Source organism: Pseudomonas muyukensis (assembly GCF_019139535.1).
GTDB lineage: Bacteria > Pseudomonadota > Gammaproteobacteria > Pseudomonadales > Pseudomonadaceae > Aquipseudomonas > Aquipseudomonas muyukensis.
Genome location: NZ_CP077073.1, coordinates 2,535,674 through 2,560,389 on the forward strand (window position 1 = coordinate 2,535,674; position 24,716 = coordinate 2,560,389).

Annotated in this window: 21 protein-coding genes; 11 read left to right on the forward strand and 10 right to left on the reverse strand. The window is 66.0% G+C overall.

Annotated features, from left to right (window positions below; translation table 11 throughout):
• Positions 1-99: 99 nt before the first annotated feature.
• Positions 100-804 carry a TetR/AcrR family transcriptional regulator gene (locus tag KSS95_RS11390; protein WP_186659823.1) on the forward strand — a complete coding sequence of 235 codons (705 nt, stop codon included), beginning with the start codon at positions 100-102 and terminating at the stop codon, positions 802-804.
• Between the two features lie 170 nt (positions 805-974).
• Positions 975-1,973, forward strand: a complete 999-nt coding sequence (nagZ, locus tag KSS95_RS11395) for a beta-N-acetylhexosaminidase (protein WP_217853964.1) — start codon at positions 975-977, stop codon at positions 1,971-1,973.
• Between the two features lie 65 nt (positions 1,974-2,038).
• Here the strand turns inward: nagZ and KSS95_RS11400 are convergent, their stop codons facing one another.
• From KSS95_RS11400 to mfd, 3 genes are read right to left on the reverse strand one after another with little or no spacing between them, the layout of a single operon-like run.
• The gene (locus KSS95_RS11400; protein ID WP_217853740.1) at positions 2,039-5,359 is read right to left on the reverse strand and encodes a DEAD/DEAH box helicase; all 3,321 of its coding nucleotides are present in this window, start codon (positions 5,357-5,359) and stop codon (positions 2,039-2,041) included.
• Between the two features lie 4 nt (positions 5,360-5,363).
• Positions 5,364-5,924 (reverse strand): CsiV family protein, encoded by a 561-nt coding sequence (locus KSS95_RS11405; protein ID WP_217853741.1) that lies wholly within the window; start codon positions 5,922-5,924, stop codon positions 5,364-5,366.
• 9 nt (positions 5,925-5,933) lie between these two features.
• A complete protein-coding gene (gene mfd / locus KSS95_RS11410; protein WP_217853742.1) occupies positions 5,934-9,383 on the reverse strand; it encodes a transcription-repair coupling factor in 3,450 nt (1,149 codons plus the stop codon).
• 168 nt (positions 9,384-9,551) lie between these two features.
• Here mfd and KSS95_RS11415 point away from each other — a divergent pair, with 168 nt between their 5' ends.
• The 3 genes from KSS95_RS11415 (at position 9,552) to sthA (ending at position 13,839) form a co-directional block, all read left to right on the forward strand.
• A complete protein-coding gene (locus tag KSS95_RS11415; RefSeq protein WP_217853743.1) occupies positions 9,552-11,015 on the forward strand; it encodes a glyceraldehyde-3-phosphate dehydrogenase in 1,464 nt (487 codons plus the stop codon).
• A 227-nt stretch (positions 11,016-11,242) separates the two neighbouring features.
• Positions 11,243-12,241: an FAD:protein FMN transferase gene (locus KSS95_RS11420; RefSeq protein WP_217853744.1), complete on the forward strand. Its 999-nt coding sequence runs from the start codon at positions 11,243-11,245 to the stop codon at positions 12,239-12,241.
• A gap of 203 nt (positions 12,242-12,444) precedes the next feature.
• Complete coding sequence (gene sthA, locus KSS95_RS11425; protein WP_217853745.1) at positions 12,445-13,839, forward strand: Si-specific NAD(P)(+) transhydrogenase; 1,395 nt, start codon at positions 12,445-12,447, stop codon at positions 13,837-13,839.
• Between the two features lie 48 nt (positions 13,840-13,887).
• Here the strand turns inward: sthA and KSS95_RS11430 are convergent, their stop codons facing one another.
• Positions 13,888-14,604 (reverse strand): glycerophosphodiester phosphodiesterase, encoded by a 717-nt coding sequence (locus KSS95_RS11430; RefSeq protein WP_217853746.1) that lies wholly within the window; start codon positions 14,602-14,604, stop codon positions 13,888-13,890.
• A gap of 31 nt (positions 14,605-14,635) precedes the next feature.
• Positions 14,636-15,220 (reverse strand): PilZ domain-containing protein, encoded by a 585-nt coding sequence (locus KSS95_RS11435; protein ID WP_217853747.1) that lies wholly within the window; start codon positions 15,218-15,220, stop codon positions 14,636-14,638.
• Between the two features lie 93 nt (positions 15,221-15,313).
• On the opposite strand from KSS95_RS11435, the gene KSS95_RS11440 reads away from it, so the two are divergent.
• From KSS95_RS11440 to KSS95_RS11450, 3 genes are all read left to right on the forward strand, one after another.
• On the forward strand, positions 15,314-16,564 hold the full coding sequence (locus tag KSS95_RS11440; RefSeq protein ID WP_217853748.1) for a lipoprotein-releasing ABC transporter permease subunit: 1,251 nt from the start codon (positions 15,314-15,316) through the stop codon (positions 16,562-16,564).
• Between the two features lie 7 nt (positions 16,565-16,571).
• Positions 16,572-17,255, forward strand: a complete 684-nt coding sequence (gene lolD / locus KSS95_RS11445; RefSeq protein WP_217853749.1) for a lipoprotein-releasing ABC transporter ATP-binding protein LolD — start codon at positions 16,572-16,574, stop codon at positions 17,253-17,255.
• A gap of 62 nt (positions 17,256-17,317) precedes the next feature.
• The gene (locus KSS95_RS11450) at positions 17,318-18,562 is read left to right on the forward strand and encodes a lipoprotein-releasing ABC transporter permease subunit (protein ID WP_217853750.1); all 1,245 of its coding nucleotides are present in this window, start codon (positions 17,318-17,320) and stop codon (positions 18,560-18,562) included.
• Positions 18,563-18,593: 31 nt separating this feature from the next.
• Here KSS95_RS11450 and KSS95_RS11455 read toward each other — a convergent pair whose 3' ends face one another.
• On the reverse strand, positions 18,594-19,940 hold the full coding sequence (locus KSS95_RS11455; RefSeq protein ID WP_217853965.1) for a heavy metal sensor histidine kinase: 1,347 nt from the start codon (positions 19,938-19,940) through the stop codon (positions 18,594-18,596).
• A complete protein-coding gene (locus KSS95_RS11460; protein ID WP_217853751.1) occupies positions 19,937-20,617 on the reverse strand; it encodes a heavy metal response regulator transcription factor in 681 nt (226 codons plus the stop codon). The genes KSS95_RS11455 and KSS95_RS11460 overlap by 4 nt, the downstream gene beginning before the upstream one ends.
• Before the next feature lie 159 nt (positions 20,618-20,776).
• On the opposite strand from KSS95_RS11460, the gene KSS95_RS11465 reads away from it, so the two are divergent.
• Both KSS95_RS11465 and queF read left to right on the forward strand, forming a co-directional pair.
• On the forward strand, positions 20,777-21,295 hold the full coding sequence (locus KSS95_RS11465; protein ID WP_217853752.1) for a cupredoxin domain-containing protein: 519 nt from the start codon (positions 20,777-20,779) through the stop codon (positions 21,293-21,295).
• Between the two features lie 68 nt (positions 21,296-21,363).
• Complete coding sequence (gene queF / locus KSS95_RS11470; RefSeq protein ID WP_217853753.1) at positions 21,364-22,194, forward strand: NADPH-dependent 7-cyano-7-deazaguanine reductase QueF; 831 nt, start codon at positions 21,364-21,366, stop codon at positions 22,192-22,194.
• 32 nt (positions 22,195-22,226) lie between these two features.
• On the opposite strand, the gene KSS95_RS11475 is transcribed toward queF, so the two are convergent.
• Both KSS95_RS11475 and pcrP read right to left on the reverse strand, forming a co-directional pair.
• Positions 22,227-22,490 carry a DUF4404 family protein gene (locus KSS95_RS11475; RefSeq protein WP_217853754.1) on the reverse strand — a complete coding sequence of 88 codons (264 nt, stop codon included), beginning with the start codon at positions 22,488-22,490 and terminating at the stop codon, positions 22,227-22,229.
• Between the two features lie 123 nt (positions 22,491-22,613).
• Positions 22,614-23,165 carry an HAD superfamily inactivated hydrolase PcrP gene (gene pcrP / locus KSS95_RS11480; RefSeq protein WP_217853755.1) on the reverse strand — a complete coding sequence of 184 codons (552 nt, stop codon included), beginning with the start codon at positions 23,163-23,165 and terminating at the stop codon, positions 22,614-22,616.
• Positions 23,166-23,354: 189 nt separating this feature from the next.
• Here pcrP and KSS95_RS11485 point away from each other — a divergent pair, with 189 nt between their 5' ends.
• A complete protein-coding gene (locus tag KSS95_RS11485) occupies positions 23,355-24,062 on the forward strand; it encodes an MlaA family lipoprotein (protein WP_217853756.1) in 708 nt (235 codons plus the stop codon).
• A gap of 101 nt (positions 24,063-24,163) precedes the next feature.
• Here KSS95_RS11485 and KSS95_RS11490 read toward each other — a convergent pair whose 3' ends face one another.
• Positions 24,164-24,463, reverse strand: a complete 300-nt coding sequence (locus tag KSS95_RS11490; RefSeq protein WP_217853757.1) for a PilZ domain-containing protein — start codon at positions 24,461-24,463, stop codon at positions 24,164-24,166.
• Positions 24,464-24,716 lie beyond the last annotated feature (253 nt).

The window sequence follows — 24,716 nt, forward strand, 5'->3', positions numbered from 1 at the left end:
GCTTGGCGCATTTAAATGGCGACCGGCCGGTCATCCCACCTTGACAGGGACAGCCTTGAAACGTATGTTTCAAACAACTGTTTGTCAGGCGGAGTAGTCATGGCCCAATCGGAAACCGTAGAGCGCATCCTCGATGCGGCGGAGCAGCTGTTCGCGGAGCGCGGGTTCGCGGAAACCTCGTTGCGCCTGATCACCAGCAAGGCCGGGGTCAACCTGGCGGCGGTGAACTACCACTTCGGCTCCAAGAAGGCCCTGATCCAGGCGGTCTTCTCGCGGTTCCTCGGCCCGTTCTGCGCCAGCCTGGAGCGTGAGCTGGAGCGCCGCCAGGCGCGTCCGGAGCAAAAGGCCAGCCTTGAAGAGCTGCTGGAAATGCTGGTCGAGCAGGCGCTCGCCGTGCAGCCGCGCAGCAACAACGACCTGTCGATCTTCATGCGCCTGCTGGGCTTGGCCTTCAGCCAGAGCCAGGGCCACCTGCGGCGTTACCTCGAAGACATGTACGGCAAGGTGTTCCGTCGCTACATGCTGCTGGTCAACGAAGCCGCCCCGCGTATCCCGCCACTGGAGCTGTTCTGGCGCGTGCACTTCATGCTCGGCGCGGCGGCATTCAGCATGTCTGGCATCAAGGCCCTGCGCGCCATCGCCGAGACCGATTTCGGCATCAACACCTCGATCGAGCAGGTGATGCGCCTGATGGTACCGTTCCTCGCCGCCGGCATGCGCGCCGACAGCGGCGTCACCGACGAGGCCATGGCCTCGGCGCAGCTGCGCCCGCGCAGCAAGACCAGCGCCCCGGCCAAGGTCTGAGTACTGGGCGGGGCAGGGCGCTTCGGCTAAGCTAGCGTCCATGCCTGAAATGCCTCGCGCCGCACGACCTGCCGGCGCGCTTCCCGCCACACTGAACCATCGGGCCCAACGCGGTCCGATGGCAGTGTGCGCCCTGGATTTCCAATGAAGGACTCCCTATGACTGCCAGCCTGCAAGGCTCCCTGATGGTGGATATCGCCGGTAAATGGCTGACCGCCGAAGACCGCCATCTGCTGCGCCAGCCCGAAGTGGCCGGCCTGATCATCTTCGCCCGCAACATCGACAGCCCGCGCCAGGTGCGCGAGCTGTGCGCGTCGATCCGCGCCATCCGTCCCGAGCTGATCCTGGCGGTCGACCAGGAAGGCGGTCGGGTGCAGCGCCTGCGCCAGGGTTTCGTGCGCCTGCCGGCCATGCGCGCGATCGCCGACAACGCCAACGCCGAGTACCTGGCCGAGCAGTGCGGCTGGCTGATGGCGACCGAGGTGCTGGCGGCAGGCCTGGACCTGAGCTTCGCCCCGGTGCTGGACCTCGATCACCAGCGCAGCGCCGTGGTCGGCAGCCGCGCCTTCGAGGGTGATCCACAGCGCGCCACCGAGCTGGCCGGCGCGTTCATTCGTGGCATGAATGCCGCCGGCATGGCCGCCTGTGGCAAGCATTTCCCCGGGCATGGCTGGGCCGAGGCCGACTCGCACGTGGCGATCCCGGTGGACGAGCGCAGCCTGGAGCAATTGCGCGCCGTGGACCTGGTACCGTTCAGCCGCCTCAGCGGGCAGCTGGCAGCGGTGATGCCGGCACATGTCATCTACCCGCAGGTGGACAACCAGCCCGCCGGCTTCTCGCGGCGCTGGCTGCAGGACATCCTGCGCGGCGAGCTGGGTTTCGACGGGGTGATCTTCAGCGACGACCTGTCGATGGCCGGCGCCCATGTGGTGGGGGATGCTGCCAGCCGTATCGAGGCGGCGCTGAACGCGGGCTGCGACATGGGCCTGGTGTGCAACGACCGGGCGGCGGCGGAGCTGGCGTTGAGCGCGGCGCAGCGCCTGAAGGTCAAGCCGTCGCCGCGGATCGCGCGGATGCGCGGGCAGGGCTTCGCGCGCACCGATTACCGCCAGCAGCCGCGTTGGCTGGAGGCGCTGGGGGCGTTGCAGGAAGCGCAGCTGGTCGATTGACCTGGCCGCCTCATCGCCGGGCAAGCCCGCACCCACGAAGCCCTGGGGCGCGTGGGCGCGGGCTGTTATCTACTACTTCGCTTGCCCGGCAGCGGCGCGAACAGCGCCTCGATTTCCTCGTCGCCCAGCCGCCACTGCCCGGCTTCCCCGCCATCGAGCAGGCTTGCGGCCAACGCGGCCTTTTCTTGCTGCAATAACTGGATCTTCTCCTCCACGGTGCCGCGGGTGATCAGCTTGAAGACGAACACCGGCTTGTCCTGGCCAATGCGGTAGGCGCGGTCGGTGGCCTGGTTCTCGCTCGCCGGGTTCCACCAGGGGTCGTAGTGGATCACGGTATCGGCGGCGGTCAGGTTCAGCCCGGTACCACCGGCCTTGAGGCTGATCAGGAACACGTCGCTGTCACCATTCTGGAACTGCTGCACCGGGGTGCGCCGGTCACGGGTGTCACCGGTCAGCAGGCTGTAGCGGATGCCGCGCTTCTCCAGCTCCGGCTCGATCAGCGCGAGCATCGAGGTGAACTGCGAGAACAGCAGGACCTTGCGCCCTTCGCTGAGCAACTCCTCGAGCATCTCCAGCAGGCTGCCCAGCTTGCCCTTGTCGGCGAAGCTGCCCTTGGCCTCGGCGCTGCCCTTGACCAGGCGCAGGTCGCAGCACACCTGGCGCAGCTTGAGCAGGGCGTCGAGGATGATGATCTGGCTGCGCGCGGCGCCATTGCGGGCGATTTCGTCACGGACCTTCTTGTCCATCGCCACGCGCACCGCCTCGTAGGTATCGCGCTGGGCGTCGCTGAGCTCGACCCAGTGGACCATCTCGGTCTTGGGCGGCAGTTCGGTGGCCACCTGTTCCTTGGTGCGGCGCAGCAGGAACGGGCGGATGCGGCTGGCCAGGTGGGCCATGCGCTCGGTGTCGCCGTGGCGCTCGATCGGCGTGCGGTAGTCGTGGCTGAAGCGCTTGCTGTCACCGAGCCAGCCGGGCAACAGGAAGTGGAAGATCGACCAGAGTTCGCCGAGGTTGTTTTCCATCGGCGTGCCAGTCAGGCACAGGCGCTGGTTGGCCTGCAGCTCGCGCACGGCGCTGGCGGCCTTGCTGGTGCTGCTCTTGATGTTCTGCGCCTCGTCCAGCACCAGCAGGTGCCAGGCTTGCGCCTTGAGGTGCTCGAGGTCGCGCGGGGCGAGGGCATAGGTGGTCAGCACCAGGTCGTAGTCGGCCAGCTTGGCGAAGTGCTTGGCCCGGCCGGGGCCGTGCAGGGCCAGCACGCGCAGGCCGGGGGCAAAGCGCTGGGCTTCGTCGAGCCAGTTGGGTACCAGGCTGGTGGGCATCACCGCCAGCGCCGGCTGGGTCAGGCGCCCGGTTTCCTTTTCCAGCAGCAGGTGGGCCAGGGTCTGCAGGGTCTTGCCCAGGCCCATGTCGTCGCCGAGGATGCCGCCGGTGCCCATCTCGCGCAGCGCCTGCAGCCAGTTCAAGCCCTGCTGCTGGTAGGGGCGCAGGGTGGCGTTGAGCCCTTTGGGCGGCGCCACCTGCAGGTCGCGGGCGTCACGCAGGCGGCGGCCCAGGTCGCGCACATGGCTACCGCCTTCCCAGTGCAGGGGCAGCTGGTCGATATCGTTCAGGCGCGCGGCATCGGCGCGCTCCAGGCGCATGCTGGGGCCGACCGCGTCTTCGTGCAGGTACAGCTCGCCGAGGGTGCCCATCAGGGCCTTGATCCGCCCATAGGGCAGGGCCACGCGCAGCGCCGGGCTGTCGTGGCGGGCGCGGTTGAGGTCGATCAGCAGGTGCTCGTCGTCATTGCGCCGGGCCAGCTCGCTGGGGCGCAGCAGCTCGGGGCTGGCGCGCAGCAGCTGCAGCACGATCGGCAGCAGGCTGTGGCGCTGGCCGTCGACGACGATACCCAGCTCCAGGTCGAACCATTCATGCCCCGGCGCCTCGTCGATGGTGGCGTACCAGTCGTCGACCTCGTGCAGGTTGAAGGCGAAGTCGCGGTGGGTGTCGATTATCCACCCGGCCTCGCGCAGGCGTGGCAAGCCCTCGCGGGCGAAGCGCAGCCAGGTCTCGTCGTCGGGCAGCTGGTACATTTCGCCGGCGCTGTCGGGCAAGGCCTTGCTCTGGCGGGTGGCAGGCTTGAAGCCATGCTCGCGCAACGCCTTGCGCAGCGCCTGCTCGGCCTGGGGCTGGCGGCGTATGCGCTGGCTGGTGGTGCCGACCAGGCGGCTCAACGCCTTGTCGTCGGCGCCGCTGGCGCGCAGGCCGTCGTAGTCGAACGACAGCGCAGCGCGGTGTTGCATCTGCCGTTGCATACGCCCGGTCTTGGGCGTGTAGGCGCTGAATTCGAGGCTGCCCAGCGCCAGGTGGGGCACCGCTTCGATGCCCTCGAGCTGTTCCTGCTGCACGGTGGTGGGTGTTGGCAGTTGGTGATTGAGGGCGTTGAGCTTGTGGCTGAGGGGCACGATGAGGTGTTCCGGTACAACGGGTGCGAGGGACAGCTGCAGGGCAGTGTGCGGGTCCAGGTCATGGCTGACGGTGCCGATCTGTTGGGTCTCGATATCGAAATAGAACAGCGGTATCAGCGCCAGTATGCACTCCAGCGGCTGCTCGGCGCTGTACCACCTGCCCCGGTAGTCGCCGCTGTTCAGGCGCACCCAGCGGAACTGCGCCTGGCGCTCAGGGCCCTGGCGCAGCAGTGGCAGTTCGTCGACGAACATCAGGCGCCCGGTATCCAGCACCCGCTGCAGCAGTTCGCCGCCTTCATGCCCCTTGAGGGTGTAGCCACGCTCCTGGCCGTAGGGGGCGTTCTGTGCGCAAAGCTGGCGCAGGATGCGCAGGTCTTCTTCCTTGACGTACTTCGGCGGCTCGTAGAGCAGTTCGTAGAGCGACTGCACCCGGCTGTAGCGGATGCCGTGTTCTTCGCGGGTACCTTTGCGCACACGCAGTACGCAACTGTTGTGGTCCTCGTCGAGCTGCAGTTGATAGCAGACCATGCGCCCGCGCTTGTCTTGCGCGGCTTCCTGTGCCGGCTCTGGTCGCTCCAGGCCCTGCAGCCACTGTTGCAGATGATGGGGCAGTTGATCGCTGGCCGGTGGGGCGCCCTGGTAGCTGTTGGCCACGGTGAAGAGCGCGGCGGCGCAATGCTTGCAGTTGTGGCCGACCGGGCAGGAGCAACTGCCGCGCACATGGCACTGTCCAGAAGGGCCGGCGGTCATGATGATCCGTTGGCTGTAGACATTGCCGCCACTGCCCAGGCAACTGGCCACGATGCGCGAGTCGCCGTGGGACTGGATCTTCACCAGCCCCTGCTCGGCGTAGCGCTCGCCCCGTTGCAGGGTGGCAGCGGAAAAGTCGCGCTTCCAGCTTGGATTCTCGGCGGCCAGTTTCTGCACGTCGGCGTTCACGGCGTCACGGCTCCATCATTTCCGGGTCCGGCAGCGGTATCTTGCGCGTGCCGGCCGGCGACACCTTGAGCAGCACGGCCAGGTGCCCGCCGTCGAGGAAGGTCAGCTGGCCGGCCTTCATGTTGCTGTTGCTCTGCTTGAATTGCTCGCTGCGCAGCACGCTGCCGTTGCTGTCGAGCTGATTGACCCAGAGGTTGGCGTCGACGGCGATGAAGCGGTTTTCCTTGATGGTCAGGTTGCCTTCGATGGGAAAATGGCCGAACTGCTCTTCGCCGGCGCTCAGGGCGACGCTGTCGCCGTCCTGTTGCCAGGCCTTGTGCAACAACACGGTGTAGTCCGCGGTGGCCTGCAGGCGGGTGGCCTCGTCGCCAAGGGCGGTCGGGCGCTCGGCGCCCAGTTCCAGGCGCGGCGCGCCGGCGCTCCAGTCTTCCGGGGCGAACGGGCTGGTGATGGCCGGCACGGCGTTCTGCCGCACCAGCAGCATTTCCACCTGATAAGGGCCTGCGGCAAAGGCTGCTGGGGTGAGCAACGCCAGCAGCAGGGGCAGGCAACGGATGGCACGCATGGAGCTTCCTTAGTTCGGTTGTGGGGCGAGGCGCTCGAACAGCGCCTCCAGGGTGTTGAAGCGTTCTTCGGGGCGTTCCATCGGCACCAGGAAGCGGAACTGGGTCGCGCCTTCGAACTTGTAGCGCTTGGGCTGGCCCTGGATCAGCTTGATCAGGGTCAGCGGGTCGACCGGCGTTTCGGCCTCGAATTCCAGCTTGCCGCCGTTGGGGCCGGCGTCGACCTTCTTGATGCCGAGCTTCTCTGCCTGCAGCTTGAGCAGGGTCAGGCGCATCAGGTTCTTGGTCGGCTCCGGCAGCAGGCCGAAGCGGTCGATCATCTCCACCTGCAGGTCCTTGAGGCCCTCTTCGTCGGCCGCCGAGGCGATGCGCTTGTACAGGATCAGGCGCGCGTGCACGTCGGGCAGGTAGTCCTCGGGGATCAGCGCCGGCAGGCGCAGGTTGATCTCCGGGCCGCCGCCCAGCGGCTGCTCGAGGTTCGGCTGGGCACCCTTGCGAATGGCCTTGACCGCGCGCTCGAGCATTTCCATGTAGAGGGTGAAGCCGACGGCCTGGATCTGCCCGCTCTGGCCCTCGCCGAGCAATTCGCCGGCACCGCGGATCTCCAGGTCGTTGGTGGCCAGAACGAAGCCTGCGCCCAGGTCCTGGGTGTTGGCGATGGCCTCCAGGCGTTTCTCGGCATCGCTGCTGATCTGCTGGCGCGGTGGCGTCAGCAGGTAGGCGTAGGCCTGGTGGTGGCTGCGTCCGACCCGGCCGCGCAGCTGGTGCAACTGGGCCAGGCCGAACTTGTCGGCGCGCTCGATGACGATGGTGTTGGCGCTGGGCACGTCGATGCCGGTCTCGATGATGGTCGAGGCGATCAGCACGTTGAAGCGCTTGTGGTAGAAGTCGCTCATCACCTGTTCGAGTTCGCGTTCGCGCATCTGCCCGTGGCCGATGCCGATACGCGCTTCAGGGACCAGTTCGGCCAGCTCGGCGGCGCATTTCTCGATGGTTTTCACATCGTTGTGCAGGTAGTACACCTGGCCGCCGCGCAGCAGTTCGCGCAGCAGCGCTTCCTTGACCGTGCTCTTGTTCTGCTCCATGACGAAGGTGCGCACCGACAGGCGCCGTGCCGGCGGGGTGGCGATGATCGACAGGTCGCGCATGCCCGCCACCGCCATGTTCAGCGTGCGCGGAATCGGCGTCGCAGTCAGGGTGAGGATGTCCACCTCGCTGCGCAGGGCCTTGAGCTGCTCTTTCTGGCGCACACCGAAGCGGTGTTCCTCGTCGATGATCGCCAGGCCCAGGTCCTTGAAGCGCACATCGTCCTGCAGCAGCTTGTGGGTGCCGATGAGGATGTCGATCTTGCCTTCGGCCAGCTCCGCCGCGGCGCTGGCGACTTCCTTGGCCGACTTGAAGCGGCTCATCACTTCGACCTTCACCGGCCAGTCGGCGAAGCGGTCGCGGAAGCTGTTGTAGTGCTGCTGGGCGAGCAGGGTGGTGGGCACCAGCACCGCCACCTGGCGGCCGCTGTGCACGGCGATGAAGGCGGCGCGCATGGCCACCTCGGTCTTGCCGAAGCCGACGTCGCCGCAGACCAGGCGGTCCATCGGCTGGCCGGCGAGCATGTCGGCGCGCACGGCCTCGATGGCGGCCTGCTGGTCGGGGGTTTCCTCGAACGGGAAGCCGGCGCTGAAGGTGGCGTAGTCGGCGGCCGGGTCGGCGAAGGCATAGCCCTTGCGCGCGGCGCGGCGGGCGTAGATGTCGAGCAGCTCGGCGGCGACGTCGCGCACTTGCTCGGCGGCCTTGCGCTTGGCTTTTTGCCAGGCTTCCGAGCCGAGCCGGTGCAGCGGCGCCAGGGCGTCGTCGCTGCCGGTGTAGCGGGCGATCAGGTGCAGGTTGGCCACCGGCACGTAGAGCTTGGCGTTTTCTGCGTACTCGAGGGTGAGGAATTCGGCGGCCTGGCCGTCGATCTCCAGCGTGGCCAGGCCCAGGTAGCGGCCGACACCATGGTCGATGTGCACCACCGGGGCGCCTTCGCGCAGCTCGGTGAGGTTCTTGATTACCGCGTCGTTGGCCGCCTCGCCGCGTTTCTCGCGGCGCCGGCGCTGCATCACGCGTTGGCCGAACAGCGGGCTTTCGGCAACCAGGGCGATGGCCGGGTCTTCCAGCAGCAGGCCATCGTCTAGCGGCGCGATGGTGATCGCCAGGCGCGCCTTGCCGGTGACGAAGTCGGCCCAGTTCTCGACCGTCTGCGGACGTACCTTGAGGCGCTCGAGCAGCTCCAGCAGCACTTCGCGCCGGCCGGCGGACTCGGCGGTGAACAGCACCCGGCCAGCGAACTGGTCGAGGAAGTTCGCCAGCTCCGCCAGCGGCTGGTTGGCCTTGGCCTCGATCGCCAGGTTGGGCAGGGCGCGGGCCGGGAAGCGCTCGCGACCGGTGCCGGCGTCGAGTTCCTCGCTGCTGACCACCACCCGCGGCCATTGCTTGAGGCGGGCGAAGCAGTCCTCCACCGGCATGAACAGCTCGGCCGGCGGCAGCAGCGGGCGGGTCAGGTCGCCGCGGCGTTCTTCATAGCGCCCGCGCACATCGTTCCAGAAATGTTCGGCGGCCTGCTCCACGCCAGGCAGCGAGAACACCTGGGTGTCGGCCGGCAGGTAGTCGAACAGGGTCGCGGTTTCTTCGAAGAACAGCGGCAGGTAGTACTCGATCCCGGCCGGGATGATGCCGCTGGTGAGGTCCTGGAAGATCGCGCTGCGCCGGAAGTCGACATCGAAGCGTTCGCGGAACCGCGCCTTGAAGCGGGTCACCTCGTCCTTCTGCATGGGGAACTCGCGGGCCGGCAGCAGGCGTACCGAGTCGACCTTGTCGATCGAGCGCTGGCTCTCCGGGTCGAAGGTGCGCAGGGTTTCGATCTCGTCGTCGAACAGGTCGATGCGGTACGGCTGCTTGCTGCCCATGGGGAACAGGTCGATCAGCGCGCCGCGCACGGCGAACTCGCCATGCTCGTACACCGTGTCGACGCAGCGGTAGCCGCTGGCTTCCAGGCGGCTGCGCATCTGCTCGACGTCGATCTTCTGGCCGACGTCCAGCACCAGGCTGCTGCCCAGCAAGAAGCGCGTCGGCGCCAGGCGGTGCAGGGCGGTGGTGATCGGCACCACGAGGATGCCGTGGTCCAGCTCCGGCAGCCGGTAGAGGCTGGCGATGCGCTGCGAGATGATGTCCTGGTGCGGCGAGAACAGGTCGTAGGGCAGGGTTTCCCAGTCGGGGAACGGCAGCACCGGCAGTTCGGGCGCGAAGAAGCGCAGCTCCTGCTCCAGGCGGTCGGCGGCCTGGCTGTCGGCGGTCAGCAACAGGGTGAAGCGACCAGCGGTACTGGCCGCCTCGGCGACGGCCAGACTCAAGGCCGCGCCGGGCAGGTTGCCCCAGGTTTGTTTGCCGGCCGTGGCCGACAGTTTCGGTAGGCGCAGAACTGACACGGGAGATTGGACTCCAAGCGTTGCGGCAAAGAGACCGATTGTACCGGTGAGCGGGCGCGCTGTCAGGCTTGTGAAGGGCGTGGCAGTCGCCTCTGGCGCCGGCGACAGGCGCTCATTGCCCGATACGCCGCGGGGCGTCATAATGTAGCCCCTTTTTTGTTCCCCTACATGTGGAAGGTTACCGTGACTCAGAAGCCCGACCAGTGTCTTGGTGAGTGGATCGATCGTGAAGCCCTGGCTGAAGCGATGATCCCGCTTATCGGTCAGCTCTACCGCAACAACAACGTGGTGAGCTCGATCTATGGCCGCAGCCTGATCAACCGTTCGGTTATCTCGATCCTCAAAGCCCACCGCTTTGCCCGTCACCGTCAAACCGACGAGACCGAGCTGTCGGTCCACGAGACATTCCCGCTGCTCAAGGCCATGAGCGAGCTGAAACTGGGCGCCGCTTCGGTCGACCTGGGCAAGCTGGCCAACAAGTTCAAGGCCCAAGGCAATGGCCGCAGCGCCGAGCAGTTCGTCCGTGACGAGCTGGCCGACGTGGTGGGGCAGCAGAACGCCAGCGCACGCAAGGGCACCGACGTCGTCCTGTACGGTTTCGGCCGCATCGGCCGCCTGCTGGCGCGTATCCTCATCGAGAAGACCGGTGGCGGCGACGGCCTGCGCCTGCGCGCCATCGTCGTGCGCAAGGGTGCCGAGAACGACCTGGTCAAGCGCGCCAGCCTGCTGCGTCGCGACTCGGTGCACGGTCCGTTCGACGGCACCATCGTCATCGATGAAGCCAACAACACCATCACCGCCAACGGCAACCTGATCCAGGTGATCTACGCCAAGAGCCCGAGCGAAGTCGACTACACCCAGTACGGCATCAACGATGCGCTGATCGTCGACAACACCGGTGTCTGGCGTGACGCCGATGGCCTCGGCCAGCACCTGGCCTGCCCGGGCGCTGCCCGCGTGATCCTCACCGCACCGGGCAAGGGCGCGCTGAAGAATATCGTGCACGGCATCAACCACGGCGACATCAGCGCCGACGACAAGATCATCTCGGCGGCGTCCTGCACCACCAACGCCATCGTGCCGGTGCTCAAGGCCATCAACGACCAGTACGGCATCGTCAACGGCCACGTCGAAACCGTTCACTCGTTCACCAACGACCAGAACCTGATCGACAACTTCCACAAGGGCAGCCGCCGTGGCCGCGCCGCGCCGCTGAACATGGTCATCACCGAGACCGGTGCCGCCACCGCTGCCGCCAAGGCGCTGCCGGTGCTCAAGGGCAAGCTGACCGGTAACGCGATCCGCGTACCGACGCCGAACGTGTCGATGGCCATTCTCAACCTGAACCTCGAGAAGGCCACCAACCGCGAAGAGCTCAACGAGTACCTGCGCCAGACCGCCATGCACTCGGAACTGCACAAGCAGATCGACTACGTCAGCTCCCAGGAAGTGGTCTCCACCGACTTCGTCGGCTCGCGCCACGCTGGTGTGGTCGACGCCGAGGCGACCATCTGCAACGACAACCGCGTTGTGCTGTACGTCTGGTACGACAACGAGTTCGGCTACAGCTGCCAGGTTGTACGCGTGATGGAAGACATGGCCGGTGTGAACCCGCCAGCGTTTCCACGCTGATCCGCTTGTAATGCGTTGAGAAAACGGGAACCTTCGGGTTCCCGTTTTTTTTGCTCCTCGCATCAGTGCGATCGTTGTAGGAGCGGCCTTGTGTCGCGAAAGGGCCGCAAAGCGGCCCCAGGTTTTCAGCGTCACTGCCACAATTGCCGGGGCTGCCGTGCAGCCCTTTCGCGACACAAGGTCGCTCCCACACCGACCGCGTGGGCCGGTCAACCGAGAGATCCATATTGCGCACCGTTCTTCTGCTCTGCCTGTTGTTGCTGTCAGCCTGCAAGCAAGGCCCCACCCTCGAGCGCTTCGGCGGCCCGACCATGGGCAGCAGCTACAGCATCCAGTACGTGCGCCAACCCGGCGGCCCGGCGCCCGAGCAGGTGCAAGCCGAGGTCGAGGCCATCCTCCAGGCCATCGACAGCCGTTACTCCACCTACCGCGGCGACTCCATCGTTAGCCGTTTCAACCAGTTACCGACCAACCAGTGCCTGGTCATCGACCGCGACATGGGGGCGCTGGTCCGTTTCGCGCAGCAGTTGGCCGAGCAGAGCCAGGGGGCCTACGACCTGACCGTCGAGCCGCTGCTCGACCTCTGGGGCTTCGGCCCCCAGGCGCGCGAGCTGCAGGTGCCCGAGCCGCAAGCCCTGGCCCGGGTGCTCCAGCGTGTCGGCTATCGCCACCTGCGCCTGGCAGGCGACACCCTGTGCAAGGATGCGCCCATCGAACTGGACTTCAACAGCATCGCCGCCGGCCATGCCGTCGACCTGATCGCCGCGCGCCTGCAGGCCCTAGGTATCGACAATTTCCTTGCCGAAGCCACCGGCGAGCTCAAGGCGCTGGGCCGCAAGCCTGACGGCAGCCCCTGGCGGGTGGCCCTGGAGCTGCCCCGCGAGGACCGCCAGGTCGCCCGCCAGGTCATCGCCGTGCACGGGTTGGCGGTCTCGACCTCGGGTGACTATCGGCATTATTTCGAGGACAATGGCCGGCGCTATTCACACACCTTCGATGCCCGCCTCGGTCGCCCGGTCGACCATGACCTGGCGGCGGTGACGGTGCTCGACGCCAGCGCGCTGCGCGCCGATGGTTATTCGACCTTGTTGTTGGTCCTCGGGCCGCAACAGGGCTGGGACTTCGCCATGGCCCATGGGATTGCCGCCGTGCTGGTGACCCGCAGTGGGGGTGGCTTCGTCTCCCGTTCCACGCCTGCGTTCGAGCGGGCGCTGAAAGGCGAGTGAAAGGCAAGCCACGGATGATCGCCGCCAGGGACCCGGTGGAACCACATGTAGTGCAGGCAACAGTGGCCTACGACGCGACCAAGGGTTAATGTGCGCGGCGTTCACGCTTGATTAGACTGCACCCGAATTTTCTCATGGCGCCCAGGCGTCGTGATCGCGCCGCGCGGCCACCCGGCCGGCGGGCCAGTTCTGAAGGAGTACGCATGGCTGTCTACAACTACGATGTAGTGGTGCTGGGTTCCGGCCCGGCCGGTGAGGGCGCGGCAATGAACGCCGCCAAAGCAGGGCGCAAGGTGGCGATGGTCGACAGCCGTCGCCAGGTCGGAGGCAACTGCACCCACCTGGGCACCATCCCGTCCAAGGCGCTGCGTCACTCCGTGCGGCAGATCATGCAGTTCAACACCAACCCGATGTTCCGCGCCATCGGCGAACCGCGCTGGTTCTCCTTCCCCGACGTGCTCAAGAGCGCCGAGAAGGTGATCAGCAAGCAGGTGGCCTCGCGCACCGGCTACTACGCGCGCAACCGCGTCGATGTGTTCGTCGGCACCGGCAGCTTCGCCGACGAACAGACCATCGAAGTGGTCTGCCCCAACGGCGTGGTGGAAAAGCTCAACGCCAAGCACATCATCATCGCCACCGGCTCGCGCCCGTACCGCCCGGCCGACATCGACTTCAACCACCCGCGCGTCTACGACAGCGACACCATCCTCAGCCTCAGCCATACCCCGCGCAAGCTGATCGTCTACGGTGCCGGGGTGATCGGTTGCGAATACGCCTCGATCTTCAGCGGCCTGGGCGTGCTGGTGGAACTGGTCGACAACCGTGGCCAGCTGCTGAGCTTCCTGGATTCGGAAATCTCCCAGGCGCTGAGCTACCACTTCAGCAACAACAACATCACCGTGCGCCACAACGAGGACTACGACCGCGTCGAAGGCCTGGACAATGGCGTGATCCTGCACCTGAAGTCGGGCAAGAAGATCAAGGCCGACGCCTTGCTGTGGTGCAACGGCCGTACCGGCAACACCGACAAGCTGGGCCTGGAGAACATCGGCATCAAGGTCAACAGCCGTGGCCAGATCGAGGTCGACGAGACCTACCGCACCAGTGTGGCGAACATCTACGGCGCCGGTGACGTGATCGGCTGGCCGAGCCTGGCCAGTGCCGCCCACGACCAGGGCCGTTCGGCGGCCGGCAGCATCGTCGACAACGGCAGCTGGCGTTTCGTCAACGACGTGCCGACCGGCATCTACACCATTCCGGAGATCAGCTCGATCGGCAAGAACGAGCAGGAACTGACCCAGGCCAAGGTGCCGTACGAAGTGGGCAAGGCGTTCTTCAAGAGCATGGCCCGCGCACAGATCGCCGGCGAGCCGCAGGGCATGTTGAAGATCCTGTTCCACCGCGAGACCCTCGAGGTCCTCGGCGTGCACTGCTTCGGCTACCAGGCCTCGGAGATCGTGCACATCGGCCAGGCAGTGATGAACCAGCCGGGCGAGTTGAACAACCTCAAGTACTTCGTCAACACCACCTTCAACTACCCGACCATGGCCGAAGCCTATCGGGTAGCCGCCTACGACGGCCTTAACCGGCTTTTTTGAGCGGCTCCGGCCGGTGGCCTGAGCCGGTCGGGGAGACCGATTTCAGCCCTACCCGAGGGTGGTCTTGGCCAAACCGGGAAAGTCTGTAATCAGGCTGTCCACGCCAAAGTCGGCGAGCCGGCGCATCAGCGCCGGTTCGTTGACCGTCCACACCGACACGTGCAAGCCCTGGCGCTGCGCCTTGATCAGGCGCTCGGGGGTGCACAGCGTCCAGTTCAAGGCGAGCATCTCGCAGCCGTAGTTCTGCGCGACCTTCAGCGGGTCGAGCCAGGCGTATTCGGCCACCAGGCCGCGCTTGACGTCCGGCACCAGCTCCTGGGCGGCACCCAGCACTTCCCGTGAACTCGAGGTGATGGTCACCTTGTCCAGCAGGCCATGCTGCTGGGCCAGTTCGCGAATCGCCAGCACGGTGCTGGCGGCGCGGGTGCGCGAGGCGCTCTTGACCTCCAGTTGCCAATGCTCGAACGGGCACTTCTCGAACAGTTCCTCCAGCCGCGGGATGGGGCAGGGCTGCACATGGCCTGGGCCGCCCTTGCGCGCATCGTAGGTGACCAGGTCGGCGGCGCTGTGCTCGACCACCTTGCCGCGCCGGCCGGTGGTGCGCTTGAGGGTCGGGTCGTGGATCACCATCAGCTCGTTGTCGGCCGACAGGTGCAGGTCGAGTTCGCAGCGGTTGACGCCGTGCGCCAGGCACTGGCGGAAGCTCTGCAGGGTATTCTCGGGTGCTTCGCCCTTGGCGCCGCGGTGGCCGTAGATAAGGGTCACGTTCGTTCCTTCAAATTCAGGTGAAAAGGGCTCAGGACGCGGGGTCGTTCTGTTCCAGTGCCTGGCGCCGCTGCTGTTGCTGGCGCTGCAGGATATAGCGCGCCAGCAGCTGGCGCTGGGCGTCGGTCATGTCGGTGAACTCGGTGCCCACCTCGAAGCCGCCGTCGGGGCGCGGATCGCAATGGGTGACCCGGCCGCGCAGCAGCAGGCCGTGGGCGCGGGGCATCAGCACCATCTTCACTTTCACCCGGGTGCCCGGGGCGATCTGCTGGTGCTGGGCGAACTCGATGCCGCCTTCGGAGATGATGACCGGTTGCGGCTGGCCGATCTCGCCGATCAATGTGTGCGCGACCACCGCGCTGAGCAGGTCGAGGCGCTTGTTCTGCGCGCGCAAAAAGGCGGCAAGGGTGCGGTCCTTCTCGCTCAGCTGGCGCAACAGGTGCTGTGACTCGAAGTCGGACAGGTGCAGTTCGCTGAGCAGGCTGAACAGCTCGGAATCATCCTGCAACAGTTCTGTTTCAAGGGCTTCGGCCGCGCTGAGGGGGCTGATTTGGAGTGCGATCCGATCTTCGATGCGGTAGTATTCGCGGCGATCTTCTTCGTCTAATGTCGTCATGGCGAACCCAAGGTTACGGCGGTGGTCCGAGTGTAAAGCCGCCGTAGGCGCCTCGCCACAAGGACGTTCCCTTTCATCCGAACAAGCCCCGACATGTTCAGACCTCTATTCGTATTCATTGGTACGCGCTACACCCGTGCCAAGCGTCGCAATCACTTCGTCTCGTTCATTTCGCTCACCTCGATGATCGGCCTCGCCCTGGGCGTGGTGGTGATGATCGTGGTGCTCTCGGTGATGAACGGTTTCGACCACGAGATGCGTACCCGCGTGCTGGGGATGATCCCCCACGCCACGCTCGAGACCGGCCAGCCGATCGACGACTGGCAGGCCCTTGCCTCTAAAGTAAAGCAGAATCCGCAGGTGCTGGCGGTTGCGCCGTTCACCCAGATGCAGGGCTTGCTGACCCACGATGGCAAGGTGCAGAAGGTGCTGCTCAACGGCGTCGACCCGGCGCGCGAGCGCGAGGTGTCGATCATCGACAACTTCGTCCAGCACGGCAGCCTCGACAAGCTGGCGCCGGGCGAGTGGGGCATCATGATCGGCGACAAGGCGGCGGCCAAGCTTGGCGTCGGCATCGGCGACAAGCTGACCTTCGTCGCCCCCGAGGTGAGTGTCACCCCGGCGGGTATGTTCCCGCGCATGAAGCGCTTCACCGTGGTCGGCACCTTCCACGTTGGTGCCGGCGAGATCGACGGCTACCTGGGCATCACCAACATCGCCGACCTGTCGCGCCTGCATCGCTGGAAGGCCGACCAGGTGCAAGGCATCCGCCTCAAGTTCGGCGACCTGTTCCAGGCCCCGCGCGCTGCCTGGGACATCGCCCAGCAGCTGGGCGAGCAGGAATTCTACCCGCGTGACTGGACCCGTACCCACGGCAACCTGTACCAGGCCATCCGCATGGAAAAATCCATGATTGGCCTGTTGCTGCTGCTGATCGTGGCGGTGGCGGCGTTCAACATCATTTCCACCCTGGTGATGGTGGTCAACGACAAGCGCGGCGACATTGCCATCCTCCGCACCCTGGGCGCCACGCCGGCGCAGATCATGGCCATCTTCATGGTCCAGGGCACGGTGATCGGCGTGGTCGGCACCCTGATCGGCGCCGTGCTGGGCATTTTCGGCGCGCTCAACGTGAGCGCGGCGATCGCCGGCATCGAGACCCTGATCGGGCACAAGTTCCTCAATGCCGACGTGTACTTCATCGATTACCTGCCGTCGCAGCTTCAGGCCCAGGACGTCTACATGGTCTGTGGCGCGGCGCTGGTCCTGAGTTTCTTCGCCACCCTGTACCCGGCCTGGCGCGCTTCGCGCACCCAGCCGGCAGAGGCGCTACGTTATGAGTGAGTCGCGCATGAGTGATAAAGCCGTGTTGAGTTGCCGCAACCTGGGCAAGAGCTACGAGGAAGGTCCGGAGTCGGTGCAGGTGCTGGCGGGGTTGAACCTCGAGCTGCAGCCAGGCGAGCGGGTGGCCATCGTCGGCAGCTCCGGCTCGGGCAAGAGTACCTTGCTCAACCTGCTCGGCGGCCTGGACACGCCCACCGAGGGTAGCGTCTGGCTGGCCGGCGAAGAGTTGTCGGCGCTGGGCGAGCGGGCCCGTGGCCTGCTGCGCAACCGCGCGCTGGGCTTCGTCTACCAGTTCCACCACCTGCTGGCGGAGTTCACCGCCCTTGAAAATGCCTGCATGCCGCTGCTGATCGGCAAGACGCCGATCAGCGAAGCCCGCGAGCGCGCCGAGGCGCTGCTCAAGCGGGTCGGCCTGGGCCATCGGCTCAATCACAAGCCGGCCGAGCTGTCCGGCGGCGAGCGCCAGCGTGTGGCGATCGCCCGCGCCCTGGTCAACCGCCCGGGCCTGGTGATGCTCGACGAGCCCACCGGCAACCTCGACCACCACACCGCCCAGGGTATCCAGGAGCTGATGCAGGAGCTGTCCAGCCACTCGCAGACGGCGTTCCTGGTGGTAACCCACGACCTCAACCTGGCGCGGCAGATGGACCGTGTGCTGCGCCTGGAAGACGGGCATCTGGTGGCGATCTGAATCGCCTGCGCGGGGCGCCGTGAGGGCGCCCCGGTTCACTTCTCTGTTGGGTGTACCTGTACATGTTCAGACCCTTGCCCTTGTTCATCGGTGCTCGCTACACCCGTGCCAAGCGCCGCAATCACTTCATCTCGTTCATCTCCATGACCTCGATGATCGGCCTGTCGCTGGGCGTGCTGGCGATGATCACGGTGTTGTCGGTGATGAACGGCTTCCAGCGCGAGATGAGCTCGCGCGTGCTCGGCCTGGTGCCGCATGCCGCGATCCTCGGCGAGCAGCCGCTGGACGACTGGCGCCAGGTCGCCAGCGCCGCCGAGGGCAACCCGGCGGTGATCGCCGCCGCGCCGCTCACCGAGATGGAAGGCATGCTCTCGTACAAGGGGGCGATGCAGCCGATCCAGGTCGCCGGCATCGATCCGGCCGAAGAGGGCAAGGTCTCCATCGTCACCCAGCACATCGTCCAGGGCAGCCTGCAGGCGCTGGTGCCGGGCGAGTTCGGCGTGGTCATCGGCGAGCTCACGGCCCGGCGTTTTCGCCTGAATACCGGCGACAAGCTGACCCTGATCGTGCCGGAGATCAGCAAGGAGCCGGGCGGCATCACCCCGCGCATGCAGCGCCTGACAGTGGTCGGTATCTTCAAGGTCGGCGCCGAGCTGGATGGCTCGCAGGCCTATATCCATGTCGCCGATGCCGGCCAGATGCAGCGCTGGGCGCCAGGCCAGGTGCAGGGCGTGCGCCTGAAGCTGCACGACCTGTATGCCGCGCCGCAGGTGTCCAAGGCGATTGCCGCGGGCCTTGGCCAGGGCTACCGCGCCGATGACTGGTCGCACACCCAGGGCAGCCTGTTCAGCGCCATGAAGATGGAAAAGACCATGATCGGCCTGCTGCTGATGATGATCATCGCGGTGGCGGCGTTCAACATCATCGCCACCTTGGTGATGGTGGTGAACGACAAGGGCGCCGACATCGCCATCCTGCGCACCATCGGCGCGACGCCGGCGCAGATCATGGGCACGTTCATGGTCCAGGGCAGCCTGATCGGCATCGTCGGCACCCTGCTTGGCGGGGTGCTGGGGGTGATCCTGGCGCTGAACGTCAGCGCGGTGGTCGGCTGGCTCGAGCGGGTCAGCGGGCAGCACATCTTCACCTCCGACATCTACTTCATCAGCAGCCTGCCGTCGGAGCTGCAATGGGGCGACGTGGCGATCATCTGCGTGGCCGGGCTGGTGATGAGCTTCCTGGCGACGATCTACCCGGCGTACCGCGCTTCGCAGATCGAACCGGCGATGGCGCTGCGTTACGAGTAAGACATGGCAACACCGGGGGCGCTTTGCGCCCCTACGCAGGCAACTCGATCACGAACCGCGTCCATCCATCTTCACACTCCGCTCGAATCTTCCCACCGTGCGCCTGCAGGATCGAGCGGGTGATCGCCAGCCCCAACCCTGCATGCTCGCTGCTGCCTTCCTGGCGCGCCGGATCCGCCCGATAGAAGCGGTCGAACAATCGCTCCAGCATTTGCGGCGCAATCGCAGGCCCAGTGTTGGCCACCACGATGTGCAGCCCTGGCTCCAGGCTTACCCGGATCTCCCCACCGGCAGGGGTAAAGCGCAGGGCGTTGTCCAGCAAGTTGGATAGCGCCCGGCGCAACATGTGCCGGTCGCCTTCGGTGTGGGCTTGGCCCTCACGCAGTAAGCGCACCTCGGCGTCCTCGGCCAGCGGCGCGTAGTACTCCAGCAGCGCATCGGCCTCCGCGGCCAGGTCCAGCGGCTGGCGGCTGGGCATCAGCAGGCCGTGGTCGGCCTTGGCCAGGTAGAGCATGTCGTTGACCAGCTGGGCCATCCATTGCAGCTCTTCGAGGTTGCCATGCAGCGCTTCGCGGTATTGCTCCAGGCTGCGCGGGCGGGTAAGGGTGACCTGGGTGTGGGTGAGCAGGTTGGACAGCGGTGTGCGCAGCTCGTGGGCGATATCGGCGGAGAATGCCGACAGGCGCTGGAAGGCATCGTCCAGGCGTTGCAGCATGGCGTTGACCGTGCCGGCCAGCTCGGCCAGTTCCTCGGGCATTTCGGCGGCCGGCAGGCGGGTGGTCAGCGAGCGGGCGTTGACGCTGGCGGCGACCTTGCCCATTTGCCGCAACGGCTGCAGGCCGCGGCGCGCGGCCCAGGCGCCGAGCAGCGCGGTGACCAGCGCCGACAGCCCGACAGTGAGCCAGATCAGCCGCTGCATGCCTTGCAGGAAATGCTGGTGGTGGGTGATATCGAGGAACAGGGTCAGTTGCGCCGAACCGGGTTGGCCATCGTGCAACGGCGTGCTCAGGCTGCGGTAGTCGATGCCCTGGCTGTGCAACGTGGCCAGGCCGCTATGCTCGGGTGCCGGCGGCAGCGCGCCGCGGCTGGCGAACCAGGACGTGCCGTCGGCGCCACGCACGCGCAAGGCCAGGTCGGACTGGTGGCTCAGTTCGTTGAGCAGCGCTGGCAGGCGCGCGGCCAGCTGCGCCTGGCTGTCGGCGCCGTCGAGCAAGCTGCGCATCAGCGACAGCCGGCCGCTGAGCAGTTGCTGGTCGAGCTCGACGAAGTGCTGGGCGCTGGCCCGGCTGAACAGCAGGCCGGCGCCCAGCGACACGGCCGCGGTGCAGGCGGCGAACAGCAGGGCCAGGCGGCTGCCGAGGGACAGGCGGCGCATCAGTCCTGGCGCTCCTCGAGCACGTAGCCCATGCCGCGCACGGTATGGATCAGCTTGGCCGGGTGGCTGTCGTCGATCTTCAGGCGCAGGCGGCGGATCGCCACCTCGATGACGTTGGTGTCGCTGTCGAAGTTCATGTCCCACACCTGCGAGGCGATCAGCGACTTGGGCAGCACCTCGCCCTGGCGGCGCAGCAGCAGTTCGAGCAGGGCGAACTCCTTGGCGGTCAGGTCGATGCGTGCCCCGGCGCGTTCGGCGCGGCGGCGGATCAGGTCCAGGCGCAGGTCGGCCAGGCTCAGGCAGGTGTCCTGGCTGGCGCTGGCACCCCGGCGCAGCAGGCTGCGCACCCGGGCCAGCAGTTCAGAGAAGGCGAAGGGCTTGACCAGGTAGTCGTCGGCGCCCAGCTCAAGGCCGTGCACGCGGTCCTCGACGGCGTCGCGGGCGGTGAGGAACAGCACCGGCGTGTCCAGCCCGGCCTGGCGCACGGCCTGGAGGATCTGCCAGCCGTTGCGCCCGGGCAGCATCACGTCGAGGATCAGCAGGTCGTGGTCGCCGGTCAGCGCCAGGTGCTGGCCGCTGTCACCGTCGTTGGCCAGCTCGGTGGCGAAGCCGGCCTCGCTCAGGCCCTGGCTCAGGTACTGGCCGGTCTTGGCCTGGTCTTCGACGATCAGCAGTTTCATGGCGGTCCTTGTTCCAGGGTGGGACGTGGTGACGGAAATGATACGTGACGATCCGCCGGCCTGCCCAAGCTGACAAAGTTGTAATCTTGCGGTCAGCCAACTGCCAGCCAGCCTTTTCGACAATGGCGCCACTTTCGCTGCAATGATCCGGAGTCATCCATGAAACACCTGTTGCTCACCGCCGCGCTCACCTTTGCCAGCCTGCCCACCTTCGCTGGCGAGGCCAAGCCCTTGGCCTTCGGCGAGCCGGCCCCGGCGGCCAAGGCCACCCGCACCGTCGAAGTGCTGCTCAAGGACATCGCCTTCGAGCCCAAGAGCCTCAAGGTCAAGGCCGGCGAGACCGTGCGCTTCGTGCTGATCAACCAGGGCCAGTTGCCCCACGAGTTCAACCTGGGCGACAAGGCCATGCACGTCGAGCACCAGAAGGAAATGGTCGCCATGCAAGGCAAGCTCTTCACCGCCGGCATGAACCACGAGGGCATGGACCATGGCCAGATGGACCACAGCCAGATGATGGGCGGCGGCCACGGCCACGATGCTGGCAACACCGTGCTGGTGCAACCTGGCCAGCGTGCCGAGCTGACCTGGACCTTCCACAAGTCGGCGCCCATCGAGTTCGCCTGCAATGTGCCGGGTCATTACCAGGCCGGCATGGTCGGGCCGCTGACCATCGAGTGAGATCCGCTCCAAGGCGGGGTGCAAAACCGGTAGACTAGGGGCAATTTCGAACCTTCAGGTCAGTTTCCATGCATCCCGCCGCCGAACATTCCCCGCTGGGCAAGTCCAGCGAATACATCGCCACCTACACCCCCGCGCTGCTGTTCCCCATCCCGCGCCTGGCCAAGTGGGCCGAGCTGGGCGTCAGCGGCGAGGCATTGCCGTGGCAGGGCGTGGACTTCTGGAACTGCTTCGAGCTGTCCTGGCTGTTGCCCTCGGGCAAGCCGGTGGTGGCTATCGCCGAGTTCGCCATCCCTTGCGACTCGCCGAATATCATCGAGTCCAAGTCGTTCAAGCTGTACCTCAACTCGTTGAACCAGACCGTGTTCGCGTCGCTGGCCGAGCTGCAGGCGTGCCTGGTGAAGGACCTGTCCGCCGCAGCAGGCAAGCCGGTGGCGGTCAAGGTCAGCACCCTGGCAGAGGTCGAGGCCCAGGGCGTGACCGCCTTGCCGGGCCTGTGCATCGACGCGCTGGATGTGAGCATCAGCAACTACGAGCAGCCGCAACCGGAACTGCTGCGTTGCTCCTCGGAGCGCGTGGTAGAAGAGACGCTGCACAGCCACCTGCTCAAATCCAACTGCCCGGTCACCGGCCAGCCGGACTGGGGGAGCGTGGTGGTGAGCTACAAGGGGCCAGCGCTGGACCCTGCCAGCCTGCTGACCTACCTGATCAGCTTCCGCCAGCATGCCGACTTCCACGAGCAATGCGTGGAGCGGATCTACCTGGACCTGAAGAACCTGCTGCAGCCCGAACACCTGACGGTGTATGCGCGCTATGTGCGCCGTGGCGGCCTGGATATCAACCCGTACCGCAGCACCGCGGCGATCAGCCCGCAGAACCTGCGGTTGGTGCGCCAGTAATGTAATGGGGCCGCATCGCGGCCCTGGTTTTTTCAGATACCCATGCTGTGCAGCGAGTTGACGATGCTGCGCAGGGTCGCCGTCAGGTCGGGGTGATCGGCTTCGAAACGTTCGATGGCGAGGTTCACGCCGTCGACCACGTTGTTGTCCTGGGTCGCCTCCTCGAGTTTGATCTGGGCTTCGATCTGCTGCATCAGTTCGTGCAGGTGGTCGCGCTCTTCCAGCGAAAGTGGTGGATTGCGGTCCAGTTGCTCGCGCAGGCTATCGAGTTGCTCTTGCAGTTCGCGGGCAGGCATTGTTCGTACTCCATCAATGGCTTGGCAGACCATGGACCTCAGCGAAGCGGCAAAGGTTCGGGCCTGTCCTCTAGCGTAATCCACCTGCCGGCGCTTTGCATGACCCGTATCAACGGGGATGTATCAGGGTTTCTCGCCCTTGTGCCGGCGCTGGGCGATGTCCGCCAGGCAGGCGTCGAGGGCTTCGAGGTGGTCGATCACCGAGTGCACGCCCAGGCCGTACAGCGCCAGGGTGGCCTTGCCGCGGGCCCGCTCCTGTTCTTGTCGGCTCAGCGCCTGCCATTGCGCCGAAGCCTGCCCACAGGCCGCCAGGCCCACGGTCCACAGGCCGGCGTTCAAGCCCGATTGCAGCAGCCGTGGCTCGCCGCTGACCAGCACGCAGCCGTCCAGGCGTTGGCTGTGCAGGCTCATCAAGGCTTGCCAGCAGGCGTTTGGCGCCGGCCACGGGTTGCCGTTGACCGGGTGCCCCGGCAACCACTCGGGCAGCACGCCAGCCCAGCGCTTGCCTTGGGCGTTGCTGAGTTCGTCGAGCCAGATGCACGGCACCTGGCGCGAGCGCAGGCTGGCCAGCGAGTCGAGGGCACCGGGGGCGGGCAGGGGCGTGCCGTTCGCGGCCTGGACCAGGCAGCCGCGCAGGCCGAACAGCACGGCGGTGAAGGCGGGTGCATCTTGCATGGCAACGTCCCTGAAATAGCCCCCACGCTAGCGCGCCCATGTTACCGGCAGATGACCGCAACAGTTGTTCACATAATCTTGACAGAGATGTGTAAAACTACGCCCCAGCCAGTAAGCCATTATACTTGCGTCCAATTCAGCAACGCGCCAACGGCCGTTGCCGCCGTGAAATCCGATGGAGAAACATCTATGCGTAGGATCGGTGCCGGAGTGCTCGAGCGAGTCACCCAGGCCTGTGTCTGCGCCAGCTTGCTGCTGGCGCCCGTGGCGGCTACCCAGGCGGCCACCGAGGAAGATCCCTGGGAGTCGGTCAACCGACCGATCTTCAAGTTCAACGATACCCTAGACACCTATGCCCTCAAGCCGTTGGCCAAGGGTTACCAGGCGGTCACCCCGCAGTTCCTCGAAGACGGCATCCACAACATCTTCCGCAACCTGGGCGATGTCACCAACCTGGCCAACGACGTGCTGCAGCTCAAGCCGCACGCGGCAGGGGTGGATACCGCACGGCTGATCGTCAACACCACCTTCGGCCTGGGCGGGTTCTTCGATGTCGGCACCAAGATGGGCCTGCAGCGCAACGACGAGGACTTTGGCCAGACCCTGGGCTACTGGGGCGTGCCCAGCGGGCCGTACGTGGTCATCCCGTTCCTTGGCCCAAGCACCGTGCGTGACGGCCTGGCCAAGTACCCGGACACCTACACCGATCCCTACCGCTACATCGACCATGTGCCGACGCGCAACTCGATCTTCGCCCTGGAGGTGGTCGACACCCGCGCCAGCCTGCTGTCGGCGGAGAAGCTGATCCAGGGCGACAAGTACATCTTCCTGCGTAACGCCTACCTGCAGAACCGTGAGTTCAAGGTCAAGGACGGGCAGGTCGAAGACGACTTCTGACCACGGCGGTCAGGTCATGGGGCTGCCTTGCAGCCCATCGCCGGCAAGTCGGTGATGGGCCGCAGGGCGGCCCCATTTGTTCTGGGTGAATGTGTAACGGCTTAATGCATGGCCAGGATGCGCAAGCCGAAGCGCTGGGCGCCGCCCGGCTGGTCGGCGATCCACACCACCTCAGTGCTGGCATGTAGCCCCGCAAGGGCCGTGTGCTCGGAGTCGATGCGCACCTCGAGGCGCTCCCCCACCTGGAAACGCCGCGGCGCCTGCACCTGCATGCCGCTGCTGGAGAGGTCGATGCACACGGCGCTGATCACCTGGTCGGCTTGCAGCAACTGGACCTCGGCATCGATACGCATGCGAATGAAATCGCGTTTTTCGCTGTAATCCACGGGGTGCTGGGACATGCTTGCATCCTTTCATCAGGTTGCGCGGGTCGGCTTTCTTATAACGCCGGGTGATTTGCCCTGTAAAGTGCAGGGAAGTCTACCTGCCCATGCTTGAAACGCCAGGCGGATGGGAGTACCGTCAGCGCCTTACAGGGCACCTCACTATTTGCCGGACCAGTCTTCTTGTCCTACAACTCAGATAGAGAGTGGCTAGAGAGCATTCCAGTAGCCGTCTGTCGGTCGTTCCGCAGCCGCTACGCCAACCCAAATC